Below are 15,772 nucleotides of genomic sequence, written 5' to 3'. Positions count from 1 at the left end.
AATACAAGATTACTACATTTGTAAAATATATTAAATACTAATTATCAATTCATATAAAATGAACATACCATCAAATTTAAAGTATACTAAAGACCACGAATGGGTAAGCCTGGAAGGGGATATTGCAACAGTTGGAATTACTCACTTTGCTCAAAAGGAGCTAGGAGATATTGTTTATGTAGAAGTAGAAACTTTGGACCAAGTACTTGAAAAAGACGAAGTTTTTGGCACTGTAGAAGCTGTGAAAACAGTTTCAGATTTATTTTTGCCTTTGGCTGGTGAAATTATTGAGTTTAACGATTCTTTAGAAAGTACTCCGGAAGCAGTAAATTCGGATCCTTATGGTGCTGGGTGGATGATTAAAATAAAAGTATCAGATGTTACGGATTTCGATACGTTGCTTTCTGATGTTGATTATAAAGCATTAATTGGTGCGTAAAAATTTTTTTCTTGGAATTGCAATTGTTTGGACGTTAATTGTACTTGTATTGTGTTTGGTTCGGTTAGATGGTGCTCCAAAAGTTAATGTCATTAATTTTGATAAATACATTCATTCGTTTTTTCATTTTTCATTTACGACACTTTGGTTTTTGTATTTTAAATTGCATTTTAAAGGAAATAGTAAATTAAATCCTTTTCTATTTTCTTGGTTTTTTTCTGTTTTTATAGGAATATTAATAGAATTGCTGCAGAAGTATTGTACCGTAAGCCGTTCTGGAGATGTGCTAGATGTTTGTGCAAATGTATTTGGTGCTAGTTTAGCAATTATATTTTGCTATTACTTAGATAGAAATAATTATTTGAAACTAATTTTAAAATAATATAAGTCCCACTTAGGTGGGATTTTTGTTTTAATTATTAGAGTTATATTGTTTGTTTACAACAGCTTTATGCTGTAAATTTTGAAGTGTAGTTATTGCAAATAGTTACGATTGGTTCTGTTTTGCGTTGTCAATATATTAAATTCGAGTCTGTATTTTTTATTCATTATCATTATGAAAAAGGTTTTATTTATTTTTTTATTGTCAATGATAACTACTTTACTATATAGTCAAGATAGTAGTTATCATTATGAAGATCGTTTTCCTGTATTTGATAATTGTAATGGTAAAGACGGTCAGTTTTTAGAAAATTGTTTTTATACAGAGGTACAGAATTTTGTTTTTCAAAATTTTATTGTTCCAGAATCTTTAGTTGATAATAATTATAAAGGTATTGTAAAAGTGCTTTTTGAAGTTGATGCTAATGGTGTTTTTAAAGTAATTTTTGTAAACGCTGTTGATGAGGATTTGATTAAAGAGACCAAGCGAGTTTTTGGTAAGTTTAATAAAATACAACCAGCAACCCATAATGGTAGAGTGACTTATTCACAGTATAATTTTTCTTTTCCTATTCCCTTAAATAATAAAAATTTGGAAGTTCCTGCTGCTAAAGTTGTTGTAGCAGTCAATAAAAGAGATAAAGTTACAGAACTTGATAGTATTATTTATAAAAAATTTGAAAATCCAGAATTGCGTAGCCATTTAAATATTCCATTCTCACATAGCTATTATGCTCATTTTGACGCTGCAATGAATAAAGTAGGAAGTAATAATCATACGGCTTCGAAACCGTACACATATGCCGAAGTAGCAAAGTATTACAGTATTGAAAAGGAAAATAAAAAACTAAAAAAAAATGTTTCAGGATGGTTTGCTAGAAAATTATTGAATGAAAACATGGTTGCTATTCAAGGAGAAGATTATTGGTTTACATTAAATCCGGTGATGGATTTGCAATTGGGTAAGGCTAGTAATAGTACTTCATCTTACACATATGTGAATACTCGGGCGATTAACTTGAGAGGTGGTTTGGGTGAACAATTAAATTTTACCACAACTATTTACGAGAGTCAAGGAAGGTTTGCAGATTATTTTAATCAATATGCCGAATCTATAAAACCAGTTGGAGGTGATCCTGCTATCATTCCTGGTGTCGGAATAGCAAAGAGCTTTAAGGCCAATTCATTTGATTTTCCCATGGCCGAAGCAAATTTAACCTTTACCCCCAATAAATTTATTGATTTACAATTGGGGTATGGTCGTAATTTCATTGGAGACGGTTACCGTTCTCTGTTAGAATCTGATGGAGCCAGCCCTTATCCATATTTTAAAATTAACACTAATTTTTGGAAGATAAAGTATACAAATACCTATATGTGGTTGAAAGATGTTCGTCCAGATGTTTCTGTGGATAGAACTTATGCAACCAAATTTATGGCTAATCACTACTTAAGTTGGAATGTTTCTAATAGATTAAATTTAGGATTCTTTGAATCGGTTATATGGACTAATACGAATAATCGTGGTTTTGATGCCAGTTTTGTGAATCCGATAATATTTTATCGTTCGGTTGAATTTGCCTCTTCGGCTAGAACAGGAAATGCTTTGTTGGGCATGACATTTAAGTATAAGTGGAATGATAAATTAAATTTTTATGGGCAATTTCTCTTGGATGAATTTTCACTTGCGGAGGTTAAGAAGAGAGATAATAGTTGGAAAAATAAGTATGGTTATCAGTTAGGAGTTAAATATTATAATGCTTTTAATGTTGATAATTTATTAGTGCAATTGGAATACAACCTTGTGCGTCCATACGTCTATTCTCACAGCGATCCTATTACAAATTATGGGCATAATAATCAAAATATAGGCCATCAATGGGGCGGTAATTTTAAAGAATTAATTGCCATTGCAAGATATCATAAAGGACGTTTTTATGCTGATGCAAAATTAACTTTAGGAATTCGCGGTTTTGATTTTTCAGATTCTGGAGCAAATTCAAATTATGGTGGTAATATTTATCGAGATTATGATATTGATCGTTATGCCGATAGTGGTGTAAAAGTTGGTCAAGGAGATAAAAGTAAGATTTTCATAAGTGATATTCAGACAGGTTACTTGGTTAATCCTTCGACAAACTTAAAGATTTTTATGAGTTGTATTTATAGGAGCTTTAATCCAATTCAAAATACGGCTACTGTTTTTAAAGAAAATACGAATTGGTTTAGTGTGGGATTGCGTACAGATGTGTTTAACTGGTATTTTGATTATTGAAGCTTAGGTTATGTTTTTTTTAACGATTTAATTTAGAAAATTCTAAAATCTAGATTCTGAATTCTCCAATCTAATTTTGTACATTTGCCGAAGTTTAAAAAATCTAATATAGTTCTCTTGAATTCTATACCAAATACTTTTTCTGTTAAATCTCTTTTTTCTGATTTTAAAGAAATTACTAAGGCTGGATTGGCTATTAGTGTTTTATTTTCTTCGATTGCGGGATATCTTTTGGGTTTCAGTGAGGAGCATCCTTTTCAGTGGTCAGTTTTGGCGATGCTAATGGTTGGTGGTTATTGTATGGTTGGTGCGTCAAACGCATTTAATCAGGTGATTGAAAAAGATTTAGATTTATTGATGGATAGGACAAGAAATCGTCCAGTACCATCCGGTAGGATGTCTCCAAATGCTGCTTTGATAGTGGCGAGTTTGTTGACTGTAATTGGAATTACATTATTGTATCTAATCAATCCTAAAACAGCAATGTTTGGAGCGATATCGATTTTTTTATATACCAGTGTTTATACTCCTTTGAAAACGATTACATCATTATCTGTTTTTGTGGGGGCGATTCCAGGAGCTATTCCTTTTATGTTAGGATGGGTTGCTGCAACTGGAAATTTTGGAATTGAAGCTGGTACTTTATTTTTGATACAATTCTTTTGGCAGTTTCCTCATTTTTGGGCAATAGGTTGGTTTTTGTATGAGGATTATGAGAAAGCTGGTTTTTTTATGTTACCTACTGGAAAAAAAGATAAAGGAACAGCATTGCAAGTAATTTTATATAGTGTTTGGTTGCTTATTGCATCTTTACTACCTTCGCTTGGATATACGGGGCAATTGCATATCGGTCTTTACGCGTCGATATTAGTTTTTATTTTGGGATTGTGGATGCTGTATTATGCAGTTCAATTATATAAGATAAGAACAGCTAAAGCAGCAAGAACATTAATGTTAGTTAGTGTTTCGTATATATCATTATTGCAGATTGTTTATATTGTGGATAAATTTTTAAGATAATTATGGAAATAACAATGACTACAGAGGAACATCACTCAAGGACAAATAGATCATATAAGATGATCTTGATGTTTGCGATGATTAGTATGGTTATGATGTTTGCAGGGCTTACGAGTGCCTTTATTGTGAGTAAATCAAGAGTGGATTGGTTAAAGGATTTTGATTTCCCTTCTGCTTTTTTTGGTAGTACCTTGGTTATTATTGGTTGCAGTGTAACTATGTTTATGGCTAAGAAATCTATTCAAAAAAATAATCATGGTGCAACTACAGCATATTTGCTGGGTACACTAGCGTTAAGTTTGTTATTTGTAGCCTTGCAATTTGTTGGGTTTAATCAAATGATAGAAATGGGATATTATCCTACTGGTGCTTCTAGCGTAATTACTACAACTTTCTTGTATGTTATAGCTGTTGTGCACTTGTTGCACCTAGCTGGAGGTGTGATTTCGTTAATAATTGTAATTTATAATCATTTTAAACAAAAATACAATTCTACTCAAACTCTTGGTATAGAACTAGCTGCGATGTATTGGCATTTTCTAGATATATTATGGGTGTGTTTATTTGTATTTTTATATTTCTTTAAATAAGAAAAAAACGTAAATTTGGAAACTTTTTAATGAACAATTTTTATGGGAGCGACAGTTACTACTGCGAATAGTCAGGACAAAACATGGGGTGGCGGCGATAATGAGCCAATGGGAGCCAATTATGGTAAATTAATGATGTGGTTTTTTATCGTATCAGATGCCTTAACATTCTCGGGATTTTTAGGAGCCTATGGTTTCTCTAGATTCAAATTTATTGAAAGTTGGCCTTTGGCCGATGAAGTGTTTACACACTTTCCATTTATGCATGGGGTATCAGCTCCGATGTATTATGTGGCTTTTATGACTTTTATTTTGATTTTTTCTTCGGTAACAATGGTTTTGGCTGTTGATGCAGGACATCAAATGAATAAAGCAAAAGTTACTATTTACATGTTTCTTACCATTATTGGTGGTTTGATCTTTGTGGGTTCTCAAGCTTGGGAATGGAAAAATTTCATCAAAGGAGAGTATGGTGCAATTGAAACTCAAGGGGGTAGTATACTACAGTTCGTTGACAAAGATGGCAAGCGTGTAGCTTTGGCTGATTTTGCGGCGAGATTACCTGAAGAAAGAGTTACAAGTACTGCCAATAAATCACCTTGGTTTGTAAGTGAAGCTAAATTGCCAACGTACTCTATAGCAGAAGTACAAGCAGGTTTTAAATCACATCCTGAATTATTAATTAGGACTGAGGTTATTAACGAAGCAACAAAACAGAAAACAATTTTGAGTAGAACGGATTCTGATACACGTTTAGCTGATGCTAAGTATGTGGTTGAAGGAGCTAATCTAATCAGGAATGAATACGGTAATAAGTTATTTGCTGATTTCTTTTTCTTTATAACTGGATTTCACGGTTTTCACGTATTCTCTGGAGTTATAATAAATATTATTATTTTCTTTAATGTGCTTGTTGGAACTTACGAAAAACGAGGAAGCTATGAAATGGTAGAAAAGGTTGGATTGTATTGGCACTTTGTAGATTTAGTTTGGGTGTTTGTATTTACAGTTTTCTATCTAGTTTAATTTTTAAAAATATTATTATGTCACACGTACATGAATCTAATACTGGTAAAATCTGGAAAGTTTTTGGAATTTTATCTGCCGTAACAATTGTTGAAGTGATCTTAGGTATTATCAAACCAGATTTTTTACATCATAATTCTTTGTTTGGGGTACTTTGGGGTTTAAGCTTATTGAATATTATTTTTTATGCTTTAACTGTTTTTAAAGCGCATTATATTGTTTATTCATTTATGCATATGGAGGGTGAAACTCCATGGTTAAGGAAGGCCGTTGTGCTTCCTTTTATTTTCTTGTTAATTTATTTACTTTTTATCCTTTTAACAGAGGGTCACTATATTTATGGGGTTTTTAGAGATTCAACAATTAAGTGGAATTTTTAACACTATATTAATTCAAACTAGAGGTATTCGTTTTTCGGATACCTTTTTTTTTGCTTACTTTTGTAGTATTAAATAATAGTATTGATGAAGAAAAATATAGTTCTTTTTGTTCTTTTCGTTTTGCCCATTGTTGCTTATTTGTTTTTTGCTTCGGGGGTAAACAGTTTTACCAAATTACCTGTAATTACTAACAAAATACCTGATCTAGGAAATTGGAAATCTTTTAATAATCAAAAGGTAAGTTTGGATAATAAAATTACCATTTTAGGTTTCGGTGGTTCTGAAATTTTGAAAAATAGAGGTAATCTCTTTAATTTAAATGAAAAAATTTATCAGAGATATCATACTTTTCAAGATCTTCAATTTGTGATGGTTTGTACAGATGGTACTCAGGAAGATATTAGGAGTATAATGGATGCTTTAGATGAGTTTACGGATGTGTCAAATTGGCATTTTGTTTTCGCTTCTAAAGAAGAAATAAAAAATTACTATAGTAAACTTCATTTGAAAGGGAAGATTGGTGATGATGCAGGTACACCAAATGTCTATATAGTTGATAAACTAAGAAATTTAAGAGGCCGTAAAGAAGTAAAAGATTATAAAGAAGGATATAATACGTTTCATCCTGCTGAATTAAGTAATGAGATGTTGGATGATTTTAAGGTCATTCTATATGAATATAGAGCGGCTCTAAAAAAGAATCACAATGCTACTAAGCAACTTTTAAAATAAAATTATGTTTAAAAATAAATCCTATATTGGAATTTCTTTTATTATTTTGATTTTTGGTATATATGCTGTTCCAAAAATTGTAGATCGTTTAAAAGATGGCGAGGTTGTAGTCGGTGATCGTTTGGATAAGGTTTCTGGTGTTTCTCATTCAGAAGCTAAATTAGTTGAAGTCGGTCCGGCTCCTAAGTTTGAATTAAAGAATCAGGATAATATAATTATTAGTAATGATAATTATAAAGGAAAAGTGTATGTGTTGGAGTTCTTTTTTACTACCTGTCCATCTATTTGTCCAAAGATGAATCAAAGTATGTTGGGTATTGAGAATAAATTTTTTGGTAATCCAAATTTTGGAATTGTTTCTATAACTATTGATCCATCACATGATACTGCTAAAGTATTAAAAGATCATGCCGCTTTGCTTGGTGTTAAATCTTCAAATTGGAATTTCTTAACTGGAGATAAAACTGTTATTATGGATCTTGCAAATAAAGGTTTTAATCTTTATGCTGCAGAAAATGGTAATGTCGCAGGTGGCTTTGAGCATTCTGGATTGTTTGCTCTAGTGGATAAAAATGGAATTATTCGTTCAAGAAAAGATGACTTCGGAAATCCAATTTTGTATTATGACGGTCTGGATAAAAAAGGAGTTAGAGATTTACAACAAGATATTAGTATATTATTACGAGAATAAATATAATGAAAAATCAAAATTTAGAACAGAAATATAATAAATGGATTGTGACATTATCAGTTGTAATTCCTTTATTCGTCGCTTTGCTTTTCGGTGTTAATCTACGAAAGTTGGGTTTTGATGTTTCCCCACTCTCTTTTTTACCTCCAATATATGCATTTATAAATGGTGTTACTGCGGTTGTTTTAATTGCTGCTGTAATCGCAGTAAAAAAAGGTGATTTAAAATTACATGAGAATCTGATGAAAACTGCTATTGGATGTTCTTTAGCTTTCTTAGTTATGTATATAGCTTATCATATGACTTCTGATTCTACAAAGTTTGGTGGTGAAGGCATTATTAGATATGTATATTACTTTATTTTAATAACTCACATTGTTTTGTCGATAGTTATTATTCCGTTAGTTTTGATAACTTATGTTCGAGCACTTGCTCAGGTTTTTGATAAGCATAAAAAAATTGCTAAAATTACTTTTCCTATTTGGTTGTATGTTGCCGTAACCGGCGTTATTGTCTATTTAATGATTTCTCCTTATTATGCTAATTAAATTTAAAGGTTCTAGTTTACAGTTTACATTATCTAAAGTTTTCCTTTTTAAAAAACAGCTGTGCTTTTTTTTAGTTTCTCTCTTTATTTCTTTTTCAGCCAATGCTCAATGTGCTATGTGTAGGGCTTCATTAGGTGGTGAAGCTAATAAAGTTCAAGCCGAAGCCGTAAATGACGGAATTGTTTATTTGATGATGATACCTTACTTACTTGTCGCGGGTGTTGCCTATGCTGTATATAGAATGAAAAAAAATAGTAAATAGATTAATCTTGCTACTTTAGACCGTTAATTTTAATATTAATTGTTCCACTGATTTCTAGTGATGCTAATATGGCATTATTTGTTAATTGGATTTTTGTAAAATTAACGTTATCTGTTTTTCCATTTATGTACACACCTTCCATAGGTGAGTAATTATTGAGGTAGGTCATTAGAGTGTCTTTTCCTTCGTCCAGATTTGTTTTGATGGAGTATCGACAATTTTCTTGAATTTTTCTTAGTACATATGATTGCCCAAGCCAATTTGCAGTTTTCATTATGTGATTTTTAGTATCTAATACATATTCAAGGTTATCAAAATATATTTCCTTAGTATTGTCATCATATTTTGGGAAACCAGACAAATATATCGAGCCATTAATTGTACCTGTGACCTCTAGCGCTACAACTATTTTACCGTTTTTGTGCCATAAGTCTACCTTTTGAACTTTTATTTTCTTATTTCCTGAGCTAAATTCTTGTCCATAAAAATTCTTTGTCATTATTTTTGATGCGTCATTATAGCTTGAGACTGCGATAATATTGACTTTAACTTGATCAGGTATTTTAGTTACGGGTTTTAAAATTATTTTAGTAGAATCAAATTTCGTTGGTGGTTCATTTCCAATAAGAGTTTCTATAGTGCATTTTAAACCCATATCCATCAATAAAGATTCTTTCAGTATTTTTGCATCAGTAACATAGAGTTCAGTAGGATTAATTCTCAACCAACTTTTGTAATTTTGATTTATTAGAAAAGGCTTACTTATTTTTTCTAATGCAGTTATGACTTTAGGTTTGAAATTCATTGAGTTCTCAATTACTTCATCTATCTTTTTTTCAATTTTTGATTTAAACAGTTTTAGTGTAGGAGTAATTAAGTATGTAATAGGCATGTTTTTACCTATAATATTCATAGTAGGGCTTTCGTTCCAGTTGATCGATGTTAACTCTGTACTTGTTGTTAATTTCCAGTTAGTTAAGTGTATACTACTAGTTAGAGATACGATTCCGTTCAAATTGAATAGTCTTGTATTGTACATTTCTACACCCATTGTTTTTGTGCCTACTCGATATTTTATTTCTACTTTCAAAGGTAAGAGAACTTGTATTCTATCATCATTTGAAGATTCGTTGCTCTGTATTTTAATAGGAGCCATTTTCCAAATTTTCATTTCAATATCATCATCTTCAATGTTGTTATCCTCATATATTAAGCCATTCAAATAAAAATTGGTTTGATTTTCGATATCCTTAATTTTTATACTAATTGGAAGATTGATATAAGATGGTGTTGTATTGTAAACAATAGGACTAGCGTCATCTGGTGCTGGCTTTAGGTTATCTATTTTTTGTGTAGTACTACATGATGTAATCAGTATGGAGATACATAATGTTAAGTGTATTAGTCTTGAGTATTGCATTTTGATATGAATTTATAAATGTCAAAATTACTTAATATTAAGGTAGTGAATCTGTCCTATTGTAGTTTTATAAAATAATAACAATATATTCACATTTTAGGTGCGGTAAATTCTTATATTTGCATCAATCGTATAATTAGTTAAAATTTTGTAACTAAAAGCTGAATTGTTGTTAAAATAATTAAAAAGAACTACTTTTTAGCTTGAAATATACAATATATACATTTTTGTTGTATTTTGATTACGTTCATAATGTCTTATTGATAGTTGTAGGGTTTTCAAAGTATTTAAATTTAATTTTGATTGTCTTGGTAAATTAATTTTGATTAATTGAGGGTTTCCTTAATTTGTTTTGTTGTAAAGAGTATTGTTTTAGTATAATAATTTTGTGTAAAATATTTTAAAACCATTTTGAATTAGTAAGCATATTAATACCCGATTTCATAATAAGGTATTTGGTTGGTTTTAGGTCCCGTCTATTCTTTAGGCGGGTTTTTTTGTGTTGTTTTGTGTTTGTAAAAATAGATTAGTCATTTGATTATAAAATTCCTAAATTTGTTTGGTAATAGAATCATTTCTACTTTAAAAACATGAAAAAAGTCATTTGGTTATTTTTGTTTTCTCTTTTAGTATTTCATTATACATTAAATGCACAATCAAAGAAGTGGTCTCTTGAGGATTGTGTTAATTATGCTTTATCTCATAATATTTCAATTCAACAATCAGACCTGGATGTTAAGTTGGCTACAATAGATAAGAGGCAGGCAATCGGTAGTTTTCTGCCTACTATAAACGTAAATTCATCACATTCTTGGAATATTGGTTTGAATCAAGATATTACTACTGGCCTTTTACAAAACAAAACAACTCAGTTTACATCTGCTACGGGTGCTATAGGAGTTGATATTTATAAAGGTTTACAAAATCAAAATACGCTCCGTAAAAATAATCTTGCTATTGTTGCTGCACAATATCAACTAACAAAAATGAAGGAAGATATTTCATTAAATGTTGCTAATGCTTATTTGCAAGTGTTATTTAATGTTGAGAATTTAAAAGTGCAAAAAGTACAATTGGAAATTGATACAAAGCAAAATCTACGTACTCAAGAATTAGTAAATGCAGGAACAATTGCGCGAGGTGATTTATTAGATAGTAAAGCTACTATTGCTGCAGATAATCAAAAAATAGTAAATGCAGAAAATGTATTGTTAATTTCAAAATTAAGCTTAGTGCAATTGTTGCAAATTGATGATTTCATGAATTTTGATATTGTTGAAGATAGTATTTTTAAAGTAGATTATAGTATATTGTCAGAAACACCACAATCTATCTTAGCTGTTGCGAAAGAAAAAAGAACAGATTTGAAAATTGCAGAAACAAATTTGGCCATTGCGGAAAAAAATATTGCTATTGCAAAAGGGGCCTTTCAACCAACTCTAAAAGGTTTTTATAATTATAATACTAGGATTTCTTATGCTGATATCGCCCTTCGTGATGCAACAGGTAAAGTTATTGGATTGGAAGGAGCTCCACCATTTTTCCAGCAGTTTAAAAATAACAAAGGACAGACTTTTGGGTTGCAGTTGAGTATCCCTATCTTAAATGGGATATCGGTTAGGAATAATGTAGAGCGATCTCTTGTTAATTTTTCTAAATCAAAGATAGCATTAGAACAACAAAATCAGACTTTAGAACGAACTATTTACACTGCTTTTACGGATACCAAAGGAGCTTTGAAATCGCATGAGTCTGCTGTAGAAACTCTTGAAGCAAGGCAGGAATCTTTCAGGTATTCAAAAGAGAAATTTGATGTGGGGCTTATGAATTCCTTTGAATTGAGCCAGTCGCAAACCTTGTTGTCCAATGCGCAGTCTGAAGTGTTAAGAACGAAGTACGATTATATATTTAAAATTAAGATTTTAGAATTCTATTTTGGAATTCCAATTGTAAACTAGCCGAAAAATGTCAAAGAAAAGATTGTATTATTTACTAGCCCTCGTAATTGTTGTTATTGGAGTCTCGATTTTTCTTGTAAAAAAAGGAATAATCGGTGGTGGTGACAAAGGTAAAGAAGTGGAAGTTGCCCTAGTAACGAGTAAAACTATTGTGGAAACGGTTTCTGCAACGGGTAAAATTCAGCCCGAAATAGAAGTGAAGATTGCTTCAATGGTATCGGGTGAAATTATAGCACTACCCATAAAAGAAGGTCAAACTGTAAAAAAAGGTGATTTGTTGGTTAAGATTAATCCAGACTTGTATACCTCTAGTTTGGATAGAACCAAGGCAGGATTGTCGGGTTCTAAATCTAGCTTGTCTCAAGCTGATGCTCAGTTTAATGAATCAAAATTAAGTTATGAACGAAATAAAACCTTGTTTGGTAAAGGTATAATTTCTAAGTCTGATTGGGATAAATCCATAGCAACTTTTGAGGTTGCAAAGGCAACAAAACAAACAGCATATTTTAATGTAAAAAGTGCATTGGCATCTGTTAATGAAGCACAAGACAACTTGGGGCGTACTATGATTTACTCTCCTGCAGACGGGACTGTTTCTATGCTTAATGTAGAATTAGGTGAACGCGTGTTGGGTACACAACAAATGGCTGGAACCGAATTATTAAGGGTGGCTAATTTGAATAATATGGAAGTTGAAGTAGACGTGAATGAAAATGATATTGTAAAAATAAAAGAAGGTGATGTTGCGAATATAGAAGTGGATGCTTATTTGAAAAAACGATTTAAAGGTGTAGTTACGAGTATTTCAAATTCGGCTAGTAGTAATTTAACAGCAGATCAAGTAACTAATTTTAAAGTTAAAGTTAGAATTCTAAAAGAATCGTATGAGGATTTAGTAGTAGGAAAGCCTAAGACTTACTCTCCTTTTAGACCTGGTATGACTGCGACAGTAGATATTGTGACCAAAACAAAGCAAAATGTTTTGAATGTACCAATAAGCTCTATAGTAGTGAAGTCTGATACTCTGTCTACTAAAGATGTTGTTGTTGAAGAAGTAAAAGATACTGATAAAGTAGTTAAGAAAGATAGGAAGTTAGAGTGCGTATTTGTGAAGGTCGGTGAGAAAGCAAAAATAAGAATTGTTAAGACGGGAATTCAAGACGATGCAAATATAGAAGTGATTAGTGGTTTGAAAAAGGGTGAAATGGTTATTACTGGGCCATATAATACTGTTTCGAAAGAATTAAATTCTGGTGACAAAGTTGTTTTGAAATCTGCTAAAGAATCCAAATAGCTATATATTTGTTCCTTTATCCTGTCATAATTTTAATTTACTAATGAGTTATATTTTAAATATTGAAACAACTACCAAAAATTGTTCGGTAGCTATTGCTAATGAAGGCAAAACTCTGGTATGTTTGGAAGCCGCTGAACAAGGTTTTTCTCATGCTGAAAAGTTACACGTTTTTATAGCGCAAGCTTTAAAAGAAGCTTCTATTACTTTTCATGATTTAGCTGCAATTGCTGTAAGTCAAGGGCCTGGTTCTTATACCGGTTTGCGTATTGGTGTTTCTACTGCTAAAGGACTTTGTTATGCATTAGAGATACCTTTAATTGCTGTAGACACCTTGCAATCTTTAGCCTCACAGGCAAGTGTAAAACAAGGTTGTATAGTCCCAATGCTAGATGCAAGAAGGATGGAAGTGTATAGCGCAATTTTTACTTCTGATTATATAAAAATAAGAGAAACTAAGGCAGAAATTATTACTGGAAATTCATTTGAAGAGATAGATGGTCCCATTTATTTTGTTGGTGATTGCGCTGAAAAGTGTAAAGAAGTTTTAACTAGTGATAAATTTATTTTTCTAGATAAATTTGTATATCCTTCAGCAAAAGAAATGTGTGTCTTGAGTTACGAACAATACAAAAATAAAGCCACAGTAGATGTGGCTTATTTTGAACCTTTCTACTTGAAAGATTTTCTGATTACAACTTCAAAGAAATAATGTTTATAGTCTAATTGTTATTGTTGTTATTTGCTGATTTTTCTTTTACAAATGGCTGGAAAGTGATTCCTGCTTGGTCAAAGGCATTTTTGCAGCTCTCTAAAGTTTCTGTGAATACTGCACCAAAATCTGCTTTGTTTGCCCAAGGTCTTACAGCAAGTTCGACAGCACTATCGGTCAGGTTTTTGACAAAAACTTCAGGTTTTGGATCTTGAAGTACTTTTGGATTACTGTTCAAAATATCCATTATTAAATCTTTTGCTTGCTTGATATTGGACTCATAGGAGATAGAGAATGTTAAATCTGCTCTTCGATTTCCTTGAATTGAATAATTGGTAATAATTCCATTAGATAAAATCCCGTTTGGAATAAAAACAATTTGATTGTTTGGAGTTATTAATTTGGTTGTAAAAATCTGGATATCGCTAACTGTTGCAACCATGCCTTGTGCTTCAATAAAATCTCCGTCTTTGAAGGGCTTGAAAATAATAATCAACATTCCTCCAGCAAAATTAGATAATGAGCCTTGTAATGCTAGGCCAACAGCCAATCCCATTGCTCCTAATATGGCGACAAAAGAAGAGGTTTCTATACCTAGTTTTGAAATAAAGGTCACAAATAATAGGACGCGCATTGCCCACAATAAAATGTCTCCTAGAAATTTTGTTAATGTAACTTCAATTTTTCTCTTCAACATTATTTTACGAACTAGTCTGTTGATAATTCTGATGGCGTACAAACCAACAAATAAAATGATAAAGGCAGAGATCAATTTAGGGGAATACTCAATTATTTCTTTGATGATTGTGCTACCGTAACTTGTAATGTAATTTGGATCTAAATTCATAGTTTTGTTTTAATAAAAAACCTTCTACTGGAGAAGGTTTTATGTTGTTTGTAAAGGAGTAATTTTTAATTCCTTCATTTTTTGAAAAGCATTCAATGGTATAAGTCATTTTTGTTTTAACATACACGATCAATTCTTCTGCTTTGTCAACATCATTTGAGGTTTTTTTTCATTGGCCAAACCAAATAAGTTTTTGACGATAAAAGGTATGGGAAATGACAAATAGTTAATTATTCTAATTAGAAAAACTATACAGCTTCAACATTTATTTTTTCATCATTAAGCATGCTTTTTAACATGTTTTCTATTCCGCTTTTTAAAGTAAAAGTAGAAGAGGGGCAACCGTTACAGGCACCTTGCAAAATAACTTTTACAGTTCGAGTCGTTTCGTTAAAGGAATCAAACGCAATGTTTCCTCCATCTGCTGCTACTGCGGGTTTTACATATTCCTCTAGTATGTTAATGATTTTTTGTGAGGTTTCATCAAGAGAGTCAAAGTTTGCTTCTTTTGCAGCATCAGTTTTGACTTCATTAGGTATGAAATTTTCATCCAAAACAATTCCGCCATTTTCAATATAATGTTTAATAAAAGTTCTAAGTTCAAGAGTGATTTCTTCCCAGCTATTCAATTCGTATTTGGTTACAGAAATATAGTTTTCATCAATAAAAACTTCCTTTACGAAAGCAAATTTGAATAATTCTTTAGCTAATGGTGAGGCAGCTGTTTCGTCTATGTTTTTGAATTCAATAGCATTTTTGGTCAACATTTTGTTAACTACAAATTTAAGCGCAGCTGGATTAGGGGTTGATTCTCCGTAAACGGTAACTGGTTGTTTTTTAGTTTTATTGTCTTGAATGGTAATGATTGTCCCTCCGTTGTTTACAAAGAGTTCAATTTGTTCAGCAATATCATTTTGAACATCTTTCCATTCAACAATGCTGAACTTTTCTATAGCAACAAAATTCCCCGAAATATAAACTGTTTTTACAAACGGAAGATAGAATAATTGTTGAGCAAGGGGAGAAGATTTGGCTTCGTCAATATTTTTAAATTCAAAACTTTCATTTTGTGTAATGAAGTCTTCAAATTCAAATTTTAATATAGTTGGATTTTGTGTTTCTTTTATAAGAACTTTTGTCATGATTATTTAAATTTCTACAAATTTACTAAAGTTATTTTCTATGATTAACTATATT

General features: G+C 31.3%; 17 protein-coding genes. 14 read left to right on the top strand and 3 right to left on the bottom strand.

The window, feature by feature from the left end; translation table 11 throughout:
* Positions 1-58: 58 nt before the first annotated feature.
* From gcvH to M2326_RS17560, 11 genes are all read left to right on the top strand, one after another.
* Positions 59-439 carry a glycine cleavage system protein GcvH gene (gene gcvH, locus M2326_RS00765; RefSeq protein ID WP_264617653.1) on the top strand — a complete coding sequence of 127 codons (381 nt, stop codon included), beginning with the start codon at positions 59-61 and terminating at the stop codon, positions 437-439.
* Positions 432-821 (top strand): VanZ family protein, encoded by a 390-nt coding sequence (locus M2326_RS00760; RefSeq protein WP_264617652.1) that lies wholly within the window; start codon positions 432-434, stop codon positions 819-821. The genes gcvH and M2326_RS00760 overlap by 8 nt, the downstream gene beginning before the upstream one ends.
* Positions 822-995: 174 nt before the next feature.
* On the top strand, positions 996-3,095 hold the full coding sequence (locus M2326_RS00755; protein ID WP_264617651.1) for a capsule assembly Wzi family protein: 2,100 nt from the start codon (positions 996-998) through the stop codon (positions 3,093-3,095).
* Between the two features lie 117 nt (positions 3,096-3,212).
* A complete protein-coding gene (gene cyoE / locus M2326_RS00750) occupies positions 3,213-4,115 on the top strand; it encodes a heme o synthase (protein WP_264617650.1) in 903 nt (300 codons plus the stop codon).
* 2 nt (positions 4,116-4,117) lie between these two features.
* On the top strand, positions 4,118-4,705 hold the full coding sequence (locus M2326_RS00745) for a cytochrome c oxidase subunit 3 (protein ID WP_264617649.1): 588 nt from the start codon (positions 4,118-4,120) through the stop codon (positions 4,703-4,705).
* A gap of 42 nt (positions 4,706-4,747) precedes the next feature.
* The gene (locus tag M2326_RS00740) at positions 4,748-5,731 is read left to right on the top strand and encodes a cytochrome c oxidase subunit 3 (protein WP_264617648.1); all 984 of its coding nucleotides are present in this window, start codon (positions 4,748-4,750) and stop codon (positions 5,729-5,731) included.
* A 17-nt stretch (positions 5,732-5,748) separates the two neighbouring features.
* Positions 5,749-6,111 carry a cytochrome C oxidase subunit IV family protein gene (locus M2326_RS00735; RefSeq protein ID WP_264617647.1) on the top strand — a complete coding sequence of 121 codons (363 nt, stop codon included), beginning with the start codon at positions 5,749-5,751 and terminating at the stop codon, positions 6,109-6,111.
* Between the two features lie 84 nt (positions 6,112-6,195).
* Positions 6,196-6,843 carry a hypothetical protein gene (locus tag M2326_RS00730; RefSeq protein ID WP_264617646.1) on the top strand — a complete coding sequence of 216 codons (648 nt, stop codon included), beginning with the start codon at positions 6,196-6,198 and terminating at the stop codon, positions 6,841-6,843.
* Positions 6,844-6,847: 4 nt separating this feature from the next.
* Entirely contained in the window at positions 6,848-7,534 is a 687-nt protein-coding gene (locus tag M2326_RS00725) for an SCO family protein (protein ID WP_264617645.1), read from the top strand.
* Positions 7,535-7,539: 5 nt separating this feature from the next.
* The gene (locus M2326_RS00720; RefSeq protein WP_264617644.1) at positions 7,540-8,082 is read left to right on the top strand and encodes a DUF420 domain-containing protein; all 543 of its coding nucleotides are present in this window, start codon (positions 7,540-7,542) and stop codon (positions 8,080-8,082) included.
* Positions 8,083-8,197: 115 nt separating this feature from the next.
* Positions 8,198-8,344: a hypothetical protein gene (locus M2326_RS17560; protein ID WP_413603251.1), complete on the top strand. Its 147-nt coding sequence runs from the start codon at positions 8,198-8,200 to the stop codon at positions 8,342-8,344.
* A gap of 10 nt (positions 8,345-8,354) precedes the next feature.
* Here M2326_RS17560 and M2326_RS00710 read toward each other — a convergent pair whose 3' ends face one another.
* A complete protein-coding gene (locus tag M2326_RS00710) occupies positions 8,355-9,764 on the bottom strand; it encodes a DUF4403 family protein (RefSeq protein WP_264617642.1) in 1,410 nt (469 codons plus the stop codon).
* 590 nt (positions 9,765-10,354) lie between these two features.
* Between M2326_RS00710 and M2326_RS00705 the strand changes: the two genes are divergently transcribed.
* The 3 genes from M2326_RS00705 to tsaB are packed head-to-tail and all read left to right on the top strand — an operon-like array spanning position 10,355 to position 13,728.
* On the top strand, positions 10,355-11,722 hold the full coding sequence (locus M2326_RS00705; protein ID WP_264617641.1) for a TolC family protein: 1,368 nt from the start codon (positions 10,355-10,357) through the stop codon (positions 11,720-11,722).
* A 7-nt stretch (positions 11,723-11,729) separates the two neighbouring features.
* Entirely contained in the window at positions 11,730-13,016 is a 1,287-nt protein-coding gene (locus M2326_RS00700; RefSeq protein WP_264617640.1) for an efflux RND transporter periplasmic adaptor subunit, read from the top strand.
* 43 nt (positions 13,017-13,059) lie between these two features.
* Positions 13,060-13,728 carry a tRNA (adenosine(37)-N6)-threonylcarbamoyltransferase complex dimerization subunit type 1 TsaB gene (gene tsaB, locus M2326_RS00695; protein ID WP_264617639.1) on the top strand — a complete coding sequence of 223 codons (669 nt, stop codon included), beginning with the start codon at positions 13,060-13,062 and terminating at the stop codon, positions 13,726-13,728.
* 10 nt (positions 13,729-13,738) lie between these two features.
* Here tsaB and M2326_RS00690 read toward each other — a convergent pair whose 3' ends face one another.
* Entirely contained in the window at positions 13,739-14,575 is an 837-nt protein-coding gene (locus M2326_RS00690) for a mechanosensitive ion channel family protein (protein WP_264617638.1), read from the bottom strand.
* 248 nt (positions 14,576-14,823) lie between these two features.
* Complete coding sequence (locus tag M2326_RS00685) at positions 14,824-15,717, bottom strand: NifU family protein (RefSeq protein WP_264617637.1); 894 nt, start codon at positions 15,715-15,717, stop codon at positions 14,824-14,826.
* Positions 15,718-15,772: the final 55 nt, after the last annotated feature.

This window comes from Flavobacterium psychraerolatum (assembly GCF_025960985.1).
GTDB lineage: Bacteria > Bacteroidota > Bacteroidia > Flavobacteriales > Flavobacteriaceae > Flavobacterium.
Note: the sequence above shows the minus strand (reverse complement) of the source record. Positions and strands in the feature narration are given on the sequence as shown.

Bases quoted from the DNA above. Each gene is read 5' to 3' on its own strand.
- gcvH (WP_264617653.1), top strand. From the start codon at position 59: ATGAACATACCATCAAATTTAAAGTATACTAAAGACCACGAATGGGTA.
- M2326_RS00755 (WP_264617651.1), top strand. From the start codon at position 996: ATGAAAAAGGTTTTATTTATTTTTTTATTGTCAATGATAACTACTTTA.
- M2326_RS00745 (WP_264617649.1), top strand. From the start codon at position 4,118: ATGGAAATAACAATGACTACAGAGGAACATCACTCAAGGACAAATAGA.
- M2326_RS00740 (WP_264617648.1), top strand. From the start codon at position 4,748: ATGGGAGCGACAGTTACTACTGCGAATAGTCAGGACAAAACATGGGGT.
- M2326_RS00735 (WP_264617647.1), top strand. From the start codon at position 5,749: ATGTCACACGTACATGAATCTAATACTGGTAAAATCTGGAAAGTTTTT.
- M2326_RS00730 (WP_264617646.1), top strand. From the start codon at position 6,196: ATGAAGAAAAATATAGTTCTTTTTGTTCTTTTCGTTTTGCCCATTGTT.
- M2326_RS00725 (WP_264617645.1), top strand. From the start codon at position 6,848: ATGTTTAAAAATAAATCCTATATTGGAATTTCTTTTATTATTTTGATT.
- M2326_RS00720 (WP_264617644.1), top strand. From the start codon at position 7,540: ATGAAAAATCAAAATTTAGAACAGAAATATAATAAATGGATTGTGACA.
- M2326_RS17560 (WP_413603251.1), top strand. From the start codon at position 8,198: ATGTGTAGGGCTTCATTAGGTGGTGAAGCTAATAAAGTTCAAGCCGAA.
- M2326_RS00710 (WP_264617642.1), bottom strand. From the start codon at position 9,764: ATGCAATACTCAAGACTAATACACTTAACATTATGTATCTCCATACTG.
- M2326_RS00705 (WP_264617641.1), top strand. From the start codon at position 10,355: ATGAAAAAAGTCATTTGGTTATTTTTGTTTTCTCTTTTAGTATTTCAT.
- M2326_RS00700 (WP_264617640.1), top strand. From the start codon at position 11,730: ATGTCAAAGAAAAGATTGTATTATTTACTAGCCCTCGTAATTGTTGTT.
- tsaB (WP_264617639.1), top strand. From the start codon at position 13,060: ATGAGTTATATTTTAAATATTGAAACAACTACCAAAAATTGTTCGGTA.
- M2326_RS00690 (WP_264617638.1), bottom strand. From the start codon at position 14,575: ATGAATTTAGATCCAAATTACATTACAAGTTACGGTAGCACAATCATC.
- M2326_RS00685 (WP_264617637.1), bottom strand. From the start codon at position 15,717: ATGACAAAAGTTCTTATAAAAGAAACACAAAATCCAACTATATTAAAA.